The sequence below is a fragment of the Bradyrhizobium sp. USDA 4532 genome (genome assembly GCF_024171315.1).
GTDB classification, from domain to species: Bacteria; Pseudomonadota; Alphaproteobacteria; order Rhizobiales; family Xanthobacteraceae; genus Bradyrhizobium; species Bradyrhizobium australafricanum.
This window is the reverse complement of the sequence record NZ_JALJZN010000001.1, coordinates 3687571-3706742: the sequence shown is the minus strand read 5'-3', so window position 1 is coordinate 3706742 and position 19172 is coordinate 3687571. Positions and strand designations below refer to the sequence as shown.

The following is a 19172-nucleotide window of genomic DNA, read 5'->3' as shown; positions in this document are numbered from 1 at the left end:
GATGATCTACCATGATTTGATTCTAATGCAGATCACAAGGATGTTCCTGGCGCGATATCGCGTCACATTGGCTTAGTCGTGAACGAGGCGCCGATCGCATGGCGGTGTTCGGCTCGTTTTCCGATCTCTCCATTTCAGTAAGCACGCATTCCTGGCTTACCTGGCGCTGTAGATCGGATGAGTGAGATCCGCCTCGTGCCTATTCGCTCCAGTGCGTCGCTTGCATTGCCGATACATGTCTTGCGCGCAAACTTTGTACGTAACGGACAGATTGGCGAAGTCCACGAGTGCGGAATCATTCGTCGCGAGATACGGTGAAGCGCTCCTTCACTGCTCGCTCGCATGGGCGCTTTAATCCAATTCGATCTGTATAGCAGTGGCCAAGTGCAGAGGCGGCTAGACTGCGCACGATCGCGCGGGATCGACGCTGTGCGTTCCGGCATCATGACGCAGGTCGGACGCTCCGTTGCTGCGGGCCGTGCGGAGTTGCCGTGGTTGAACGACTTCATGGAAAGCCCGGCGGCGCTGGACTTCCGAGCAAGAGGCGGCCGGCGCTCTGAAGAGTGCCTTCGTTTAAAGCGGCGTGCTGGGCAACCACGAAGCTGTCGCACATCGCGCGCGCCAGGTTGCTCGTCGTATAGAGCGAGCCAGTTCCGGCGAGACCGCTCGCGACCTTGCAGACCTCAGCGCTTTGTCGGGCGGCATTGGTCGCGGCGAGCCGCATCAGCGTCGTCGTGTTCGGCCGGACCGTGCCCTCCAACGCTTCCTTCCATAGCTCCTCGGTTGCTTCATAGAAGAAAGAGCGGGCGGAACGCAGCATGGCTTCGGCTCTGGCCACCTCCAGTTGGATATAGCCGCGCTCTGCCATCACGGGCGCTCCAGTGATCGAGGCGCGGCTTCGGGCCATGGCGATCACCTCGTCTAGCGCGGAGCGCGCAATACCGATGCCGACAATCGCATGCGCCTGCGCAGCGAAAGCCACTGACGGGTAACGGTAGATCGGCCCGTCGAGTGTCGGCGGACCGCCGCGGATCAGGGTCCACTTCTCCGGCACAATGACATCGTCGACAACGACGTCATGGCTGCCGGTGCCCTGCAGGCCGATGACGTCCCAATTGGGACGGATTGTCACCTTCTCGGCCGGCATCACGGCTACACGTGCAAGACCACCTGTTGGATCATCTGCCACAGTGATCCCAACGCCTATCAGCTCCGCCCCCGGTGAGCCGCTGGCGAATGGCCACACGCCGTTCACGACAAACCCGTCGGCGCTTCGCTTAGCGGTCTGGAGCGGGAAGACCGCACCGGCGTACACCACGTCAGGTCCATTTGCGTATACTTCGCAAAGCGTGTCGTCTGGAAGAGCGGATAGATAGCAAGCCCCGTCACCGAAGCTGGCGACCCAGCCTGCCGATCCGTCCGCTTCGGAAATGCGCTCGATCAGGCGGCAAAAATCGGCCGGCGTTCGCTCTTCGCCGCCGAAGCGCTTGGCGGCCATGGCCCGATAGACGCCGGCGCGCTTGAAAGCGTCGATGATGTCGTCTGGAAGCTTCTGCGCGCGGGTGAATTCGTTCCGACGCGCGCGGATATCGGCCAGCAGCGGCAACAGATTATCCCGTGTCGCTGCCGTAACGTCGGTTTCTGGCGCGATCATCTCTGGCGGAGTGTTCATATTTGTCCTCGGTGTCTTGAGACGCCCAGCGGCGCAGCGGCATGATTGATGTGGATTGTGCACGCATGGCGGAGGCCCGGCCGGATTGATTCCAGTCGGAGAAGATCGTCGATTGCGTTGATATCGATTGTGATCGGATTGCAGGCGGTCTCCTCTCTAAATCACATCCCGAACGGATCGGGCCAAAGAAACGGGCCTTGAGGGCCGGGAAAAGCTGGCCAAGATGTGGCTCGGCGTTGTATTGAGGCTGAACCGGCAAATCAGACCATAGGCGGCGGCGAGATCCATCCAACTCGGCTGCACGATGACTGCGAGGGGTGACAGCGCATGTCTTGTCCTGTCTTCTCAAGCTGGCGATTTTTCACACATGGTGGCAGGCCACTTCAGCCCACGTCGTCAATTCCTGACTTGGCGCGCTCTAGCCCGCGGATCCCTTACCGTTTCCCCAGCAATCGACGTGCCATCAAACATGGTCCGCCAGCTGGTTTGCACGGGGCGAGATCGCCTGGCACGAGTTGCGTCAACAGGATGCGTGCGAGCTCTGTGTCTGGTTCCAGTCACGATGTCATCAAGCGGACATGGCGCGAGGCGAGCGAGCTGAAATAGGCCGGATAGCCGGCCTCAGCTATTTGCCGTTAATCGTAGCTGGGAACATGACGTATCGCTGGTCGCAGCCAAGGTTCACGGCAGCGCCGGCACAGTTCTGTACTTGTATCGAAGTTTAGCGAGGCTCGTCCGCGCCGCTTGAGCTGTTGATTAGAAGCGGACAGCAGATGCAAGGTGCATTGTAGAATGCGACGGCGGCTTCCGGCGCTGCCATCGCACAAGTCGCCGCCTAAAGGTGCTACGAGAGTCCTCAGCTCATGCAAGCGACTACCGAGAGCTTCCAGCAGCCTCCGAAGAATTTGGAGGTCTGCCCGGCAAGTGATCCGCCTGTTCGTAGTCTGTCGCAGCGAACGCAAGGGACTCGCGCAGATTCTTGGCGTGAGTCAACCTTTCGCGGCCGCCGGCGGCTCTATCTTCAGCGAACTGTCGCTGCTCATATAGCCGCCGCAACGCAGGTCTTGGACGAGGCGATATTCTACGTCGGACATACCCAAAGGAAACCGCCCTGAGATCTCTTTTTGCGTTCGTACGAAACGATCAAATCTGAGGCCGAGGTGACACGCTTTGTCGAGGAGCTGGATCGTTTGTACCTCACGTACGGCATTAGTCGGAGCATTCTCAACTACGTGTGGTCTACATGAATATGACTGAACGATGACAAAAAGTTCTCTATGAAGCTTCGGCAATGACAGACGAGCAGTGCGAGCTGGAACGTTGCAAAGCAAGAGAATGCGCGTCTCAAAGCCTGGTGGTGTGGCTGGCTGAAATTATCTTACGCGACGGCGTAAAACGCGCGGGAGACCAGAACTCCCGTGAATCTATGGCACAGCGTGGCTTACCGCTTCAGGGCAAGGGGGGCGGGCTCCGCCCTCGTCTCCCTAGTGGGTGGGGGCGGGGCCTCTTACCGCGCGGAGCACAAAAAGCACGCTAGAAAAGGGGACCATGGCCGACCACGTGCCCGCCGTTGTCGATGCGCTGGACTGCTCCGAAAGTGTAGCTCACAAGGGCGTTCAGCACGCTGCCAATGCTTCGTCCTCTCTTGGTGCGGCCCAAGGAGCGGCCTTGATCAAAAATGCGATTCTGGGGCGACTTTCTTTGCAAGACCTTGCGGCAATAGGGGAGATCCTTGAGCCGATCACCTTGAGAAAAGGTATGACTCTGCATGAACCGAATAAGCATGTCGAGCACGTCTACTTCATAGAGTCGGGTCTCGCTTCGCTGAGAATTCTCACGGCGGGTAGCATGCTTGAAACGGCAGTCGTAGGATATCGGGGCGTGCTCGGCGCCGCGTTCTTGTGGGGAGGGCGTCTTTCGACGCGTCAATCGGTCGTGCTCTTTGCGGGAAACGCGCACCGGACCCGTATCGAGGATTTGCGTCGAGTGATAAAGGAACGCCCTGAGATCCGAGAGCATCTCGTTGGTTACATCCAAGCTATGACGTTTCAGTGCGTTCAGACAGCATTGTGCGGAGTTCGGCACGATCGCGAACAGCGACTCGCCTCCTGGCTCTGTTTGGCAAGCGATGCTGTTGACGCCCCTATGCTGCCCATTACCGATCATTGCCTTTCCGACGGCTTAGGATTGCGCCTTGCCGCGGTCACGGAGACGCTCGTCCGATTCGAGGGAAACGGGCTGATTCGCAAGGTGCGCGGCGTTTTGCAGATTGATGATCGCAAGTCCCTCGAGCAAAAGGCATGCTGTTGCTATAAGCTTGTCTCGAGCGCTTATGCCTCTTCGGTTCATTGTCTTGAGACGCGTGGGTTCTTTGGTCGAGCAGTCAGGGTCTGAGCGAGGCCTGCTCGGATGATTTAGGCTCAAGGAGCTTAGTTTCTTCCCGGGCAATAGCCGCTTTCGCGACGTCTGATGCCCGGTTGCTGCGCCGATTTGCGACGACGGCACCTGGAGCTGGACGCCGGATCCAGGCTCGGTCATGACGTCAAAGCCTAATCGGGATGGCACCTCTCGGGCGAAGGGCACTAATGAGACGCTCGGGCTAAAATGAAGTTTGCTCGTCCGTTGCGTACTGAGTTCGTCGGAGCGCAGCCGAAGGGAATCAAAGTATTCTTTGCCGGGGCATGCAGACGGAAACATGAACTGCTGTCGATCACCGCGGGACGATAGGTGAATAGTGCGAATAGCGGTGCTGCAAGAAGGATATTGCGCGCATCAAAGCGCATGTTGTGAAGTGATCTGAAATAACCTCACGTGACCTAGCGCAAAGTGCTGAAAGTTGAACGGAATTTATGGGCTAGAATGCCAAGCGGGGAGGGAGCCGCCAGAAATGACATTGTCATGAGATCATCTGCTTTTCTGCGGTTTTGGACGGCCAGGGCTGGGGCGACCTCCGTCGAGTACGGTCTGATTGCGGTGGCGACTTCCGTTCCGCTTATCCTTACGCTCAACGGCCTTCGTACAAAGCAGCGCCGATTGCAGTTCTGCACCTGCGCTCAGCGTTTCGAACGGTCAGCTTGACAAGCTAGATCTTGCACGTGCGCCTGGCGCAGGCAAGCAACAGAACTTCGAAAGGGCCTCCGCTGGATCCTTGAACCGATGACATGAACTGGATGAAACAGGGGATCCGCGGTGCATGAGTTCGACATAAAGCTCTTTCCGGGTCATTGCACGGCACGCCTTGGCTGCCAGCCCCAGTTTACCTCGCAGACGGACAGTCGATAGCCTGCGCGGCCCCGCGGATCCATTTTGGAGGTTGGAGCAGTAATGTCGGAAAAGCTTGCCCTCTTTATCGACGGTCCAAACCTCCACGCGACCTCCAAGGCGCTTGGCTTCGAGATCGACTACAAGCGCCTGCTCGATGAGTATTGGATGCGGGGCTCGCTGCTGCGGGCGTTCTATTACACGACGATTGCTGAGGATCTGGAGTATTCGTCGATCCGGCCGCTCATCGATTGGCTGGATACAACGGCTACACCGTCGTCACCAAGGCAACCAAGGAATTCCTCGATACCAGCGGCCAGCGCAAGGCGAAGGGCAACACGAACATCGAGCTTGCAGTCGATGCCATGGAACTCGCGGAGCATATCGATCAGATGGTCCTATTCTCTGGTGACGGTGACTTCCGCTCGTTGGTTGAAGCGGTGCAGCGTCGCGGCGTCAGTGTCACCGTCATCTCCACCACTGCGATCCAGCCGCCGATGATCGCAGACGAGCTTCGGCGGCAGGCGGACGATTTTATTGAACTAGCGCAGCTGAAGCCGAAGCTCGGGCGCGATCCGACCGAACGGCTCGGGCTCACGACCGGTGTTGCCAAGCGAGAGTCGGCCAACACGGAATAGCGCATGCGTGATGCGGTGCAGGTTGATGACAAGTGGCCGTGATACCCGCGGCGCGCCCGCTCCATCCAACAGCATGACTATCTCAGGATGACTTTCCTCCTGTCGGTGCTTCTCGCGCTAGTTCATGCCGTTGTGCACGTTGATGCACGGCCATCAGGACCGCTTGTTGCCGCCGTAACGCGCTATTGCAGGCCGAGTTGCCGCGTCCTCAGATGGAGCTACCGATAGCTTCGGCCACGTCCTGGACCGGCCGACCCGCTGCACTGGACCAGTGCTCGGATTGCCGTAGTTCGCTCCCAAGGCGCATCAGGCTGCACTGCAGCCAGAGCTTTTCCTGCTTCTCGTGCCTGCTACGCAGGAACAGAGCTTCAGTATATGCGCGCATGCGGAATCGGTAAAGCAGTCGGTAGAAATGACTGACCATGTTCCTGTTCCTGCTCGATTTTCGCCAACGAGCCAGCGATACGCATTTGATCGCATCATTATCTTCACTGAGCGCGATGTTTAAATGCAATTCGTCCCTGCGTGTCGCTTGAAACCGGCCTTTGAGTACCCGTTTTTGATGGAGCTCATCTCCAGGGAGCGTGGTTCACGACGTAAAGCCGCGGGGAAAAAATCGATCTCCGCCACGGTGATGCATACTTGAGCTACAGTGAGAAGCCGACGATAGACGCAGGATATGACGAAGATCAAGACGAGCTCGTACCGCCCTTGGTGTCATTCTGCGATCAAGTCGCCGTCCTAGACGTGCGAGAGTCTATCCTTTCTTACAAGCGACGATAAAAGCATCCAAGACGATGTGACGAAGCATAGTTGACCCGAGCTTTGGTTGTAAATCGGCCAAATGACATCGTGAGATTGGCCGCGCCACAACGCCGGTGCAGGTGCGGCGAGGCGCGCAAAGGAGGCGCACCTGAAATCGCGTGCGACGTCGCGATCGCTAGGGGTACGGAGCGTGCGCTTTTGGTGCAATCAGATCACGCTCGCTGAGTGTGCGCGCTTGTCCGTTCTGTACAAAGTTTGTGCGCGCATGAGGGTGCCAAATCTGCCAAATAGCTACACGAAGGCAGAATGGTCCGCGCATGCAACTGGTTCATTCTCTCAGCGGCCGTCCGGGAGGACCTTTAGGTGCGGAACAAATTAGGAGCGCAGGTGTCTCCGCGTGGCGCTGGCATCAGGGTGAGCCGCGTCGGCATCACCAGCAAGGGCGGGCGTGTCGAGAATCGCGTCGGCATGCTCGTCCTGCTTGCTTATTCATGAGGCTTGTTTTGGCTGGACGGCAGTCCGTGACCGACGGGGTGGAGGCGCGGCGCGTCTTCGGCCTGCGTGGCTTGATCTGCTTGCGAATCCATCGCATGTCGGTGATACAAGCACTGATCCGTGCCACGAAGAATCGATTGGTCGCGCCCTGCGGCGGGGCGGCAGGATGTTGATCAATGAACACGCCGCTGAATGGCTATGTCGCGGCCCTGCAAGCCTTGAAAGAAGACGATCGGCTGCGCGGACTGAAGTCGCGCGCAGGAAGTGATTTTTCTTCGAACGACTATCTGGCGCTGGCGAGCGCGCCACGTATGAAGAAGGCTCTGCTCACGGCGCTCGATGCAGGCACGCCGATCGGTGCTGGTGGGTCACGGCTCCTGCGCGGCAATTGTAAGGAACACGAAGCTCTCGAAGCGGAGGCGGCGCGGTTCTTCCGCGCGGAGACAGCGCTGTTCTTCGGCGGCGGTTACATCGCAAATTTCGCTCTTTTGACAACGCTGCCGCAGCGGGGCGATCTGCTTATTCTCGATTCGCTCGTGCACGCCAGTATTCATGAAGGCGCACGAGCGGGCCGAGCCCAGTTCCGGATAAGCGACCATAATGATCCCCAGTCGGTCGACGATGCGATTGGCGACTGGCGCGCCAAGGGCGGAAAGGGACGCGTCTGGATCGTGGTGGAGAGCCTCTACAGTATGGACGGAGACTTCGCGCCCCTCAAGGATCTGGTTACAATCGCCGAGCGCTGCGAGGCGTTCTTGGTCGTGGACGAGGCTCATGCCACAGGTGTTTACGGCGACCAGGGACGGGGGCTCACCGCGCCCTATGAGGGGCGCGAAAATCTCCTGGTGGTCCACACCTGCGGGAAGGCGTTGGGAACGGAGGGCGCGCTTGTCACCGCTTCCGGCGTATTGCGCGACTTCATGGTGAATCGGTGCCGTCCATTCATTTTCGCCACCGCGCCATCGCCCCTGATGGCCGTCGCTGCTCGGGAGGCGCTCTTGATCCTACAGGAGGAGCCTGATCGACAGCAACGCCTGACCGATCTTGTCGATTTTACGCATCGGCAGTTCGCCATGTGCGGCCGGCCGATCCGTTCGAGCTCACAGATCGTTCCTTACATCGTGGGTGACAACGTCCGCGCGATGCGGCTCGCCGCTGCACTGCAGGCGCGCGGCTTTGATATCCGCGGCATACGGCCACCAACAGTGCCTGTGGGAACGGCAAGGTTGCGGATCTCGCTGACGCTTAATGTCGGGCAAGATGATGTATCCGATATGATTGATGCCTTGGTTGAAGAGACTTGGGGTGAGGTACGGTGACGTCGCATAATCATGACGTGACGCGGATATCCGGATCGGTAAGCGATATCCGAGGGATGCACCGGTGCGTGCAAATTATCTCCTCTCCGATCGGTGATCACGATGTGCTGACGCATTAGTGCCGCTTTGTGCGGCGCACGTGAGCTCAACACAAATTCGACGAGGCTGCGTTTCCAACACTGGCGGCCCTCTTCGTTGACTGATACATGAGAAATCGACACATGCCGACGCGAGTAGCGCTTTTCCTTTCATCGGTGGGCTGGACAGCCATCGTCGTCGCAATTCTCCTCTATGTAATCTTCAGCCCTGCTTGATCGCCAAGGTCGGACGATCCGGCTCGTATAGCTTCCTGAACCCGTTCGACATTGCGTCCAACAGCATGCCGACCGATCGCCGGATCGACCCATGTCGCAGTGGAGCCCTCGTCCACGGGAGGGATTGCAGGAAGGTTTAGGATGGCACCCCGACCCTTTCTCGATGTCGGCCTAAGTCGATGATTGTAGGTCGTTCGCTTGGACTTATCGACCTAAGTTCGAGGCCCGGACCCGAGACATCTCCTTTCCTGTGATCCACGACCGCCGCGCGTGCCGGTGTGCTCAATCTCCCCGAAACTCGTCAGCTTCTCGAAAGCCAAGCATCTTAGACCTTCTCTCTCGATGTCGAGCCGCCTAGACCGAACCGGTGGCAGTACTGGCGGGCGGATCTGCAAGGGATCGCACAGAAGGAGAGCTGCATGGATTTCAATGAGATCAACGGCGGCGGATCCCAAGGGTCTCCAGGAGAGTACGCCTGGACACAAGAGGATCATGATCTATTTAATCGGATCATCAATGAACCCGGGCCATCGTCGTCCGCCGTGCCCGAGGAGGCGGCATACGATGTCTCATTCGCCGTTCCCCGCAAGTTTTCCCACGGCACCCAATCCGCCCCGGGGCAAATGGTCGAGAGACTGAACCACTTGGGTCTCCTGCCTGACGCCGACCAGCCGAGTATGACCTATGAAATCAAAGGGCATCGCTATACGGCCGCGATGGACCCCTCCAGCGGCGTGCGTCTCATTCATAACCCTCCGGAGGACCAAAATATTGGAGCCGGGCCGGCGGGGCTACCAGATTTCGGAGCATTCATCTTCGAGACGTCGCGTAGAGGTTTTCCGCTTCCGGAGCAGTGGGCGCCCCCAGCCCTACTCGAGAAGCTGCAGGAAACGGGCTTCATGCCTAGTCCAAACAACACAACAACCATTGCCCTCAACGGCCGAGCTTACAATGCAGAATTAATGGAAGGAGGGTTCGTTAGGCTCAGGCGGGCTGGGTGAGACACCGGGGATAGAACCGGCGGAGCCGGCCGCTACAGTCTTGCGGTCATTCGGTTCCAACTGTGTCGACTGTTCATCGCTCAGCAACCGACTGCCGCGTGCCGCCAGCGAGTGGACAGCATCGGCCCCTGGTGGATCGCGGCTTCAGAGAGCCGCCGAAGCGTCGGCATGGACCAGTTCCGTGAGATCGCCGTCGGCATCGTCTTCGAACGCGCCATAAGGCCACAAAACAATTACGCGAAGGAGGGCCTCTCCACGGGCGGCGATGGCCGCGGCTGAATCCGGGTGGCCGTCGCAACGCTGCTGTAGACAGCGATAATGAACACCGTCGGCCGATATCGTGATTCCTGGTGCTGACCCGCGCGTTGCCAACACACGTACGAAGAATATGACCAGTATCAGGAGACCACGCAAAACATTATCCCGAAGCTATGACAATCGTGAAGCGGATCACGTCCGGTGTACTTGATGCAGCCCGATGGACCTACAAATGCCGGCTGGGCGAGCGCGAGAAGGCACCAGCGTCAGCCCAATACGTCGACCCTGCCGGTTTCGAGCCGATATAGACCGCCGATGATCTTTAGTGTTTTCTGCTCAACCGCCGGGTTCAGGATCGGGCTGGCGGATTTGAGTTTATTGACGTTATCGATCACGTTCTGCCGGATCGCATCGGCGGAGCTATCACCTGGTTGGTGGCCCGACCCTCTCACGGCAGGCGCGAGCGCGCTGACGAGGGAGCGCATATGTCCCGGTGCCGGCTTGCCTTCGTCAAGCGAGTTGATCGTGGCGTCTATCGCGCCGCAGTGATCGTGACCGAGTACCAGGATCAACGGCGCGTTCAGTACGGCAACCGCATACTCCAGGCTAGCTAGCGTGTCATCATTGACGAAGTTACCGGCGATGCGGCATACGAATAAATCGCCAAGTCCGCTGTCAAAGGCAAGCTCGGGCGCTACCCGCGAATCGGCGCAGCTCAGAACCGCCGCATATGGATTCTGACTATCGACTAAAAGTCGGCGCTCGCGTTCCAGATCGCGCCCTCGCGACACGCTCTGCACATAACGATCGTTACCCTCCATCAGCCGCTTCAACGCAGCATCGGGCGAGAGCTGATTATCCGGCTTCGGCGGCGCTGCTGCTTGCTTCGCCTCGACAATGTTGCCGCCAAACGGCACGACAAATGCCGAAATAGCGAACAGCAACAGCGAGCGGCGCGAAGGCGCGAGCTTGGTCGGATGGGGATTGCCCTGTGAACGGTCTGCATACATGGATAGGACCTCTATCGCGCGGCTCTATGCCACCCCATGGCTTCGGCCTCGTTTTCGCTGCAGAACCAGCGTTCAGCCGGTTTCTTCGTCATGTCGATTTGTCCGTAACTGAGTTGCCCAGGAGAGTGATACGTGCGCTCGCCGTTACGTTCGACGGTGCCCTTTATCAGGCAGTCGGGCGAGGGTGGGTCAGATAGCAGAGCGGATCCGAGCAGGAGTTCCTGGGCATCGTTCGGCACCGAGCTCGCGCCGACAATGATCGTGCTCTTGTTGCGGCGGCGCCAGTCCCAGGGGGTGATGAATGCCCCCGACCACAGGCCGGCAAAGGCGCTGCTCGCAGCCACCTCATTGATGACGTAAACATGGGCGGATGGCTCGGATGACAGTGCCCAACCGGAGCTTACCATCCAGGCGTTCACGTCCTGGCCCTCGATGAAGCAACTGCCAAGAGACCTACCGTACTTGTCTACTCCTGCGGTCTGACAATCCCATATTCGTCCTTTCGAGTAGTTGATAAGGGCGTCGCGAGCCGCTACCCCGCAGGCCCATTTCCGGCCATGAGCATCCAGGCAAATCTGATCAGTCTCGGGAGCCTCGATACCCGAGAGCCGAATTCGCGTTCGTTCGATCTCTATCGTATTGGCGTCGAGGATTTGGGGAGCACCGCTCAGTTTCGCCGCGCAAACAGGAGACGCGATGATAGCGAGCAATGCTGCCATCATTACGCGGTACTTCATCCTAATATCCCTTCGCTCATGGTTCATCGGCTCACAAAATCGCAGCGATCCGGTGTCGTCACAGCCGACTGCTTGACTGCACATACGTCATCGGGTCTGCATCGTTCGACGATGCTGTTGTGGAGGCTTGCTTATATTTTCAGCCTACGACCTGACGCTGGGTGAGATTCAAGGGATTTCTTTGGGGGCTTTTTTCGATGTGCTTCTGGCATCTCCAGCTGCCCCTCCCTCTCCCCCCGACATGTCTCCTGCAGGAAGAGATCCCGCATGTTTCAGCGCTGCACTCGCGACCCAGGAATACGGCTCTTGGTACGTCATTTCTCCAAAGGCTCGGAAGAAGCGGGGCGCTTCGCCGCCGGGCGGAAGAAGCGGCGATGCTGGGCCTCCTATGATTGTTATCGTTCGACAGGACTACGCGAGGTTCATCAAGCGGAAGTCGGGACAACTCACGATAAGAGTGATTGCTCAAAAGAGATCGGCCTCCCGCTTGATCCTACGCTACAAAGCCACCATGCTTGACTCACACGGTGGCCTGTATCTGCGACCGTATCCGCAACAAACGCTGCGCGAAATGACTCCAACAACGCCTAACTGGCCTTCGATGCTCGAATGGAAGAAAGCAAGAAGCTCGGCATAATGGCGGCGTGGGGACTGACGCGGTCGGCTTTACGGGCTTGCGGTGCCAAGGCGTCCCGGCATTGTTGCGAGCGGCGATCCGCATGCCATTTCAGAGCGATGAATTAAAGTTTCCGTCGGATGGATCTTGGTGTGGGGCCGAGGCGCTCAACGCTCATGAGTAGCGCTGCCACCCTGATCAGTTCTCGATGCCCTTCGCACCCCCCTCCAACGCGTCCCGTTCATTTTGATCTTTGTGATGGAACCAGGACCCCGGAGGAAAAGTCGCAATCTTCTTGGCAAGGAAAGATTGCGGCTCCCAATCGTGTCCCTCGCGCTTGTCGAAGGTGATGACCCCATTTTGGGTGAAATAGCGGGGGCCTGGTATGTTGCAGTTCACCAACAGCAGAACGCGCCACCGGTCTTCTTTCTCGGTCGGCTTGTCATTCGCCGCTCGAACGTAATCCACGATTACAGGTTCGATGATATGACAGCGGCCGTGCCGGAGCAGATCGCCGAGCTTGCCTTGCGCAGTCGTGACAAAGTTGAAATTGACCGGATTATGCAGAAAACGAAGGTTTGCGTCTTTTTCGCCGTCGGTGACTTCACTGGCGATGAGTGAAAGCGCCAGGGCGCGCCAGCCGAGTTCGATAGGCTTTGCATAGGGAGACGCAACTTCAATCTTTCCGTCGGTCCCGACTTTCCAGGTAATAACGTAATGTTCGTCTGATCTGTTATCCTGATGCCTGGTCCAGGAAAGGTAAACATACTCAGTGTGGTCGACGCTTTCGGCGATTCCCCAGTTTCGAGGGACGAATTGCGCCACTTTCGAAACTTTGGAGACAATGTGCTCGATTGTCTCACCGTCTCGCGCTCGCCAGGTTGACTTGACTCGTTCGACGAGCGCGCTTTCGACGGCTCGCGCAGTGTTGCCCGTCGCAACAAGCCCAGCAACGAAAATTAGCGATTGACAGAGGCAAAGCACGCCTCTTGCAGACATTCTCTTCATAACGGCCGGACCATCGATTTTTCATCCACACGTCAAAGCGGCAGCCTTCAATGCTATGCTCGATCGGAAGAAGTTAGCGGCAACGTGACGCGGGCACCTGCCGATGTCCCGCGCGAGCAGGCGCTGTCCCCTCGGGTCACGCGCCGCTAACTTCAGTGGGCCAGCCACAACCCCAATTTGCTGTGCTGGACCTGCCCAGGAGGAGAAGCCTGGGCACCCTTGAGCTTGCATTCTTCGTGCCAGGAAATAGCCGGCAAATCCCGCCAGATTCGTGCAGTGTTTGTCGGCTTTCCGACCTACGCTCGTTTCTATGTTTCCATTCAGCCGATCCGCTCGAGCTTGTTCAGCTTTTGTCGTGCCGATCTTCGAGGCCAAAGCGAAGGCCGCTGCCGATTTACGGATGAGAAATCGGGGCGCACTTTGGAGTGCTGTTGAACCGTCTGGTCCGGCGCGGTCACCCGAACGCCTGCGATCGCTATCGGCTTGTAATGATGATAAGCAAAACCACTCGTCACCGCCGGGCGTGTGGAATCGTCGAAAGCGCGTTCTGGGGCAGGCAGATGATATGGTGCGCGGGTTTCTACCTACGCGCACGATGTTGCAGTCCGCTCAGTCCAGCTGCCTCGGCTCCGCATTCATGGTGGGATGACCCTTTCCAGTCGCGACACGCGGCAAGCGAGAAACGATCAAGTCGCGCTAGCTTCCTCTTGAGTTGCTCAACATTCTCGAGAGCAGTTGTCTGACGGATTGATTCATGAACGCTCTTACCAGCCCCCGAACGGGCCGACCGCAAAGAGGGTGACAGAAAGGACGCCGACAGCGCTCCAAACAGCCATTGTCATTGCGGGCCTTCCGGTGTTCGTCGAGGCGAATCGATATGCATGCCCGAGTATTAGCGTCATCAGAGACCGCAAATCGCCTACCAGGATTGGTTGGCTCGTAGATCAATATGGCGACCGGTTGCTGATGGAGTTTTCGCAGGTGTGTTGTCCCTGGCGCGGCTTTTGACTGTCGAGAGACCGAAATACACTCGAAGCGCCGCGACCTGCGCCTTCGACAATCCTTTCGACACATATATTGCAGACTGCGTCTATTGGATAAGCTTCCAATCGCGTGATCAACTTTCGACGTTTATCATTTTGAGTCACTGATGATGGCAGCATTGACGTGAGAGAGTCATCTGGGAGGTTGACGGAAGAGGTCTCTTGCCGATAATCCAAATCGTAGAGGTTCTCCGGTCCCGCTGGATTCGGAGCTAAGAGGGAAGCCGGTGAACATGCCGGCGCTGCCCCCGCAACTGTAAGCGGCGAGCCGCCGTCCAACAAAGTCACTGAAGCCCGTGCGGCTTCGGGAAGGCCGGACAGCAGCGATGACCCGCGAGCCAGGAGACCTGCCTCGACCACATATACGTCCACGGGCGGGGTGTCCCGGTGGTGCGCCAAGCCGCCGCCGCTCGGGCGATCCTGCTTGCGTCCGCCTTGGCCTTTGCCCCCAACTACGGGGTTAGCGCTATGTCTCTTCTCTCCCTTCCGGTTGCCACGCTTGGAACGCCTCGGATCGGTCCAAGACGCGAGCTCAAACGCGCGCTTGAAAGTTACTGGGCCGGCGCAATCAGCGAACAGCAATTGCTCGAGGCCGCAGCTGGCCTGCGTGCTGCGAACTGGGCCCGCCAAAAATCCCTCGGTGTCACCGTCATTCCGTCCAACGATTTTTCGTTGTACGACCAAGTGCTCGACACCTCTGTCATGGTTGGTGCCATCCCGGAAGTTTATGCGTCGAAAATCGAATCGGTTTCGCTCAAGACGTACTTCGACATGGCGCGCGGTTCACAATGCGATCGCCAGAATGCGAGTTGCGGCCACGGATCGGGCGGATTTAGCGCGCCCGCACAGGAGATGACCAAGTGGTTCGACACCAACTACCACTACATGGTTCCTGAATTTCATCAGGGACAGAGGTTCCGCCTATCCTCTCGCAAGCCTATCGAGGAGTATGAGGAAGCCAAGGCCCTGGGGTTCCAGACGCGCCCTGTCCTGATCGGGCCGGTCACATTCTTGAAGCTTGGCAAGAGTGCGGACCCCGCGTTTCAGCCGCTGTCTCTCCTGGATAAGCTAATACCGGTCTACATCGAGGTTCTGCAAGAACTAGGCAAAAGGGGAGCAAGCTGGGTTCAATGCGACGAGCCCTGCCTGGTCCTTGATCTGGAGGAGGAAGCGCGAAGATCTTTGCTGCGTGTCTACGATCGGCTCGCCAGGGAAGTACCAGACGTCAAGATCATGGTCGCGAGCTATTTCGGTGATCTCGGCGATAATCTGGACATAGCTTTGAACATGCCCGTTGCCGGACTGCACGTGGATTTGGTTCGCGCACCGAATCTGTTGAGCCGGATCATTGCTGCGCGGCGAAGTGATCTCGTCATGTCCCTCGGCGTCGTCGACGGACGAAATGTATGGCGCTCGAACCTGTCGACGCTCCGCCAGCAACTGGATCCCGCCATTGCGAAGCTGGGCAGGGATCGTGTTCAGATCGCTCCGTCCTGCTCGCTGCTCCATGTGCCCGTCGATGTTGAACTGGAGACCGGACTTGCATCCGATCTCAAGAGTTGGCTTGCCTTTTCGGTACAGAAGATGCGTGAGCTTGCGATCCTAGCGCGGGCGCTCGCGGGTGATAAGAATGTTGCTCAAAGTCTTGCTGAATCGCAGTTGGCCGTGACGGTCCGCCGGACTTCACCAAAGATCCGTGATGCCAATCTCGCGGTGCGGATGCGAGCGATCGACGAAGCCATGCGCCGGCGTGCCAGCCCATTTGTCCATCGGGCCGAGATCCAACGCAATCGCTTTGGACTACCGGCCTTTCCTACCACGACGATCGGATCCTTCCCGCAAACCCCAGAGGTCCGTAATGCCCGCGCGGCACATTCGCAAGGCGTCATGAGCGACGAGCAATACGACAAATTTCTCAAGGAGGAGACTGCGCGCACTCTGCGTTGGCAGGAGGACATTGGTCTAGACGTCCTCGTGCACGGCGAGTTTGAGCGCAATGACATGGTGCAGTACTTCGGCGAGAAACTCGCCGGCTTCGCATTTACCAGGAATGGTTGGGTGCAATCCTATGGGTCGCGCTGTGTCAGGCCACCGATCCTATTCGGAGATGTTTCGCGGCCAAAACCGATCACTGTGGATTGGTGGCTCTACGCGCAATCACTGACCAGCAAGCCGGTGAAGGCGATGTTGACCGGGCCAGTAACGATCTTGAATTGGTCGTTTGTTCGCGATGACATTCCAAGAGGCGAGGTCTGCCGGCAGATCGCACTGGCGATACGCGACGAAGTCCGCGATCTCGAGATAGCCGGTGCGAGCATGATCCAGATCGACGAAGCTGCGCTCCGCGAAGGATTGCCGTTGCGCCGATCGGAGTGGGGGGCCTACCTTCAATGGGCCGTCGATAGCTTCCGCATTTGCTCATCAGGCGTTGCAGATCAAACCCAGATTCATACGCATATGTGTTATTCTGAGTTCAACGACATCATCGACGCCATTGCTGCAATGGATGCGGATGTGATCTCGATCGAGACGTCGCGCTCGAAGATGGAGCTGCTCGACGCGTTCAGGAACTACAAATATCCCAATCAAATCGGGCCGGGCGTGTACGACATCCATTCTCCACGCATTCCCGAGGCAGGGGAAATGAAGAAGCTGATGGCATTGGCTCGGCAGCGGTTGCAGGACTCGCAGCTCTGGGTCAATCCGGATTGTGGTCTGAAGACGCGCAGATGGGAGGAGGTTCGCCCGGCGCTGATCAACATGGTCGCCGCCGCCCGGCAACTTCGCGCGGCATCTGACCGGCCAAGTCGTTGATCCAGCGCTTGGCTCTCTCCTCCAGGGCGCTGATCCGCTCATAGGGCGTTTGCGCTCTGGATCATCTCGACCGAGCTTGCACGACAGAAAAAAGCCCGGCCACGCTTAGCAGGCCGGGCAAAAGTTAAGTCTGAGAAGAGCGACGCTAAACGTCGCCGACTCCCATCGGCGGAGGGAGGACAGCTGATGATCCGATTGCCGGCGAGGGCATTCGCCGTAAATCTGAACCCGAGTTAAAGCACGGCTCAGCATAGCTCAATCATGCTGTGGTATGCGACCGATGTAGTCGAGTATTGGAAGACTAGACTAAGGTTTGTCTGCAATGAGCATCGTTCACAACGGCTTGCCGAGGCGACAAAAGTCCGTGGCTGGCGACGCCCGGCCGCGTTGGTACCGATCGAGGCGAAGTGCAATTAACGGCGCTTTCCTCCCGCTGGATCGGCGCGACCATGCGAGCAAACGCGACCCAAGAATTACTCAAGCAACCAATACATGAGTGGCTTCCTGTTGATCTGGCTGTGCAGGCAGTCTGTCCGGTTCCACTCTGGCGAAGGTTTTGGACTCTGTTTGGAATGGATGGGCGGATCGACGCGCGACCATGAACGTGGCGGACAAATAGGATGCTCTCACTGGTGACTGAAGTGCGGGATTGCCAGAGTGGCAAGCCCGCCATTCACACGATTAGACCGCCGCGCTGTGCGTAGCCCCGCACCGAGCGAGGTGAGCGTCGAACGCGGAGGCGACGCACCGGATCAGGAACCGGGCGTCGTCAGCTACGGAGAGCCGGCCATTGTCGACCACGACGACGCCATCTGCGATAAGGCTGTCAAGCCGGAAATGATCGACAACGGCCGCATCCGGATCCCTGCCGTGACGGCGAGACATCTCGGAGAGATCGATTGTCATGTCGCACATAATTCGCTCGATGATCTCCGCCCGGTAGCGATCATCATCAGTCAGTAAATAGCCCTTCGCCGTCGCGAGCCGATCCTCGGTGATGCGAGCGATGTAATCCCTGGTCGAGACAGCATTTGCTAAGAACCCCTGTTGCAGGCGGCCGATGGCGCTGGCACCGAGGCCGATAAGCGCGTCTGCGCAATCGTCAGTATATCCCTGGAAATTGCGGCGCAACCTGCCTTGCTTCGCCGCCACAGCGAGATTGTCATGCGGCAGGGCGAAGTGATCGAGGCCTACACGCACGTATCCAGCGTCAACCAAAGTGTGAGCTAGCATTTCGGATTGGAGATAGCGCTCGACGCTGTCGGGCAGAGTGGATTCGTCGATCTTGCGTTGATGCTTCTTGAAGGTCGGAACGTGCGCGTAACCAAAGGCAGAAAACCGGTCCGGATGCAACTCGAGGCATTTGTCGACGGTGTCCAGGCACGAATCGACCGTCTGTCCGGGCAGCCCATACAGCAGGTCGAAATTGATCCGGCAAATGCCGGCGTGGCGTAACCGCTCGACCGAAATTGCGGTCTGTTCGAAGCTCTGCGAGCGGTTGATGGCCTGCTGGACGACCGGGTCGAAGCTCTGCACGCCAAGGCTTGCCCGGTTGACCCCGCTATAGCCCAGGGCTTCGGCCATCGGATTGCTCAACATGCGGGGATCGATCTCCACGGCGATCTCGGCATCAGGCAGGACGGCGAACGAATAACGCAACGAGCCGACCAAATCCGCGAATGCTTCAGGTGTCAGGATCGTCGGCGTGCCGCCGCCGAAGTGGATATGAGAGATTGGCTGTCGTTGGCCAACGGCTTCTGCAACGAGGTAGGCTTCAGTGCGCAATCCAGCCGTATAGATCGCGATCGGATCGTCGCGTTTCGTGACAGATGTATGGCAGCCGCAGTACCAACACATGCTTCGGCAGAATGGGACGTGCACGTAGATCGAGGCGGACCGCTGGCCGTCGAGAGACTTGAGCCAAGCTTGATAGTCGAACTCCCGAACTGATGATGAGAAATGAGGGGCGCTCGGATAGCTGGTGTAGCGCGGTAGTCGGTGCTGCCCGTAGGATCGTGCTAGGTCCGGTCGCATTGGGATGCCTCTCTCGCTCTCTGGGCGCCCGATTATCGGATGGGTGCATGGTAAGCTTTGCGCTGCCTCAAATATCGCGGTTTCTGATGGGCTTGCCGGTAGGTCATGCCAGTGGCGCATACATCATGCTTTGAATTGTGATGAAGTGGTCGCACGGCAGGAATGAGCCTCCTTAGCAATGCACCCC

General features: G+C 58.3%; 9 protein-coding genes, 1 pseudogene and 1 riboswitch. Of the genes and pseudogenes, 5 read left to right on the top strand and 5 right to left on the bottom strand.

What is annotated here, in order from left to right:
* Nucleotides 1–505 precede the first annotated feature (505 nt).
* Entirely contained in the window at nt 506–1672 is a 1167-nt protein-coding gene (locus J2R76_RS17425; protein ID WP_253624309.1) for an acyl-CoA dehydrogenase family protein, read from the bottom strand.
* 1548 nt (nt 1673–3220) lie between these two features.
* Between J2R76_RS17425 and J2R76_RS17420 the strand changes: the two genes are divergently transcribed.
* The 4 genes and pseudogenes from J2R76_RS17420 to J2R76_RS17405 all read left to right on the top strand — a co-directional run bounded on the left by J2R76_RS17420 (nt 3221) and on the right by J2R76_RS17405 (nt 9465).
* Nucleotides 3221–4066 (top strand): Crp/Fnr family transcriptional regulator, encoded by an 846-nt coding sequence (locus tag J2R76_RS17420; RefSeq protein WP_253624308.1) that lies wholly within the window; start codon nt 3221–3223, stop codon nt 4064–4066.
* Nucleotides 4067–4996: 930 nt separating this feature from the next.
* Nucleotides 4997–5571, top strand: a pseudogene (locus tag J2R76_RS17415) (NYN domain-containing protein).
* Nucleotides 5572–7007: 1436 nt separating this feature from the next.
* Nucleotides 7008–8150: an 8-amino-7-oxononanoate synthase gene (locus J2R76_RS17410; protein WP_253624307.1), complete on the top strand. Its 1143-nt coding sequence runs from the start codon at nt 7008–7010 to the stop codon at nt 8148–8150.
* 733 nt (nt 8151–8883) lie between these two features.
* The gene (locus tag J2R76_RS17405; RefSeq protein WP_253624306.1) at nt 8884–9465 is read left to right on the top strand and encodes a hypothetical protein; all 582 of its coding nucleotides are present in this window, start codon (nt 8884–8886) and stop codon (nt 9463–9465) included.
* 524 nt (nt 9466–9989) lie between these two features.
* Here the strand turns inward: J2R76_RS17405 and J2R76_RS17400 are convergent.
* The 3 genes from J2R76_RS17400 to J2R76_RS17390 all read right to left on the bottom strand — a co-directional run bounded on the left by J2R76_RS17400 (nt 9990) and on the right by J2R76_RS17390 (nt 12911).
* Nucleotides 9990–10733, bottom strand: coding sequence for a carbonic anhydrase (locus tag J2R76_RS17400; protein ID WP_253624305.1), 744 nt, complete (start codon nt 10731–10733; stop codon nt 9990–9992).
* An 11-nt stretch (nt 10734–10744) separates the two neighbouring features.
* Nucleotides 10745–11470: a thermonuclease family protein gene (locus J2R76_RS17395; protein WP_253624304.1), complete on the bottom strand. Its 726-nt coding sequence runs from the start codon at nt 11468–11470 to the stop codon at nt 10745–10747.
* 814 nt (nt 11471–12284) lie between these two features.
* Nucleotides 12285–12911 (bottom strand): nodulate formation efficiency C protein, encoded by a 627-nt coding sequence (locus tag J2R76_RS17390; RefSeq protein ID WP_253624303.1) that lies wholly within the window; start codon nt 12909–12911, stop codon nt 12285–12287.
* 1393 nt (nt 12912–14304) lie between these two features.
* Nucleotides 14305–14507: riboswitch (cobalamin riboswitch) on the top strand.
* A 98-nt stretch (nt 14508–14605) separates the two neighbouring features.
* On the opposite strand from J2R76_RS17390, the gene metE reads away from it, so the two are divergent.
* A complete protein-coding gene (gene metE / locus J2R76_RS17385) occupies nt 14606–16951 on the top strand; it encodes a 5-methyltetrahydropteroyltriglutamate--homocysteine S-methyltransferase (protein ID WP_253626018.1) in 2346 nt (781 codons plus the stop codon).
* A 681-nt stretch (nt 16952–17632) separates the two neighbouring features.
* Here metE and hemN read toward each other — a convergent pair.
* Nucleotides 17633–18985 (bottom strand): oxygen-independent coproporphyrinogen III oxidase, encoded by a 1353-nt coding sequence (hemN, locus tag J2R76_RS17380; RefSeq protein WP_253624302.1) that lies wholly within the window; start codon nt 18983–18985, stop codon nt 17633–17635.
* Between the last annotated feature and the right edge of the window lie 187 nt (nt 18986–19172).

Coding starts and splice junctions, on each gene's coding strand:
- J2R76_RS17425 (WP_253624309.1), bottom strand. CDS start 1,672: ATGAACACTCCGCCAGAGATGATCGCGCCAGAAACCGACGTTACGGCA.
- J2R76_RS17420 (WP_253624308.1), top strand. CDS start 3,221: ATGGCCGACCACGTGCCCGCCGTTGTCGATGCGCTGGACTGCTCCGAA.
- J2R76_RS17410 (WP_253624307.1), top strand. CDS start 7,008: ATGAACACGCCGCTGAATGGCTATGTCGCGGCCCTGCAAGCCTTGAAA.
- J2R76_RS17405 (WP_253624306.1), top strand. CDS start 8,884: ATGGATTTCAATGAGATCAACGGCGGCGGATCCCAAGGGTCTCCAGGA.
- J2R76_RS17400 (WP_253624305.1), bottom strand. CDS start 10,733: ATGTATGCAGACCGTTCACAGGGCAATCCCCATCCGACCAAGCTCGCG.
- J2R76_RS17395 (WP_253624304.1), bottom strand. CDS start 11,470: ATGAAGTACCGCGTAATGATGGCAGCATTGCTCGCTATCATCGCGTCT.
- metE (WP_253626018.1), top strand. CDS start 14,606: ATGTCTCTTCTCTCCCTTCCGGTTGCCACGCTTGGAACGCCTCGGATC.
- hemN (WP_253624302.1), bottom strand. CDS start 18,985: ATGCGACCGGACCTAGCACGATCCTACGGGCAGCACCGACTACCGCGC.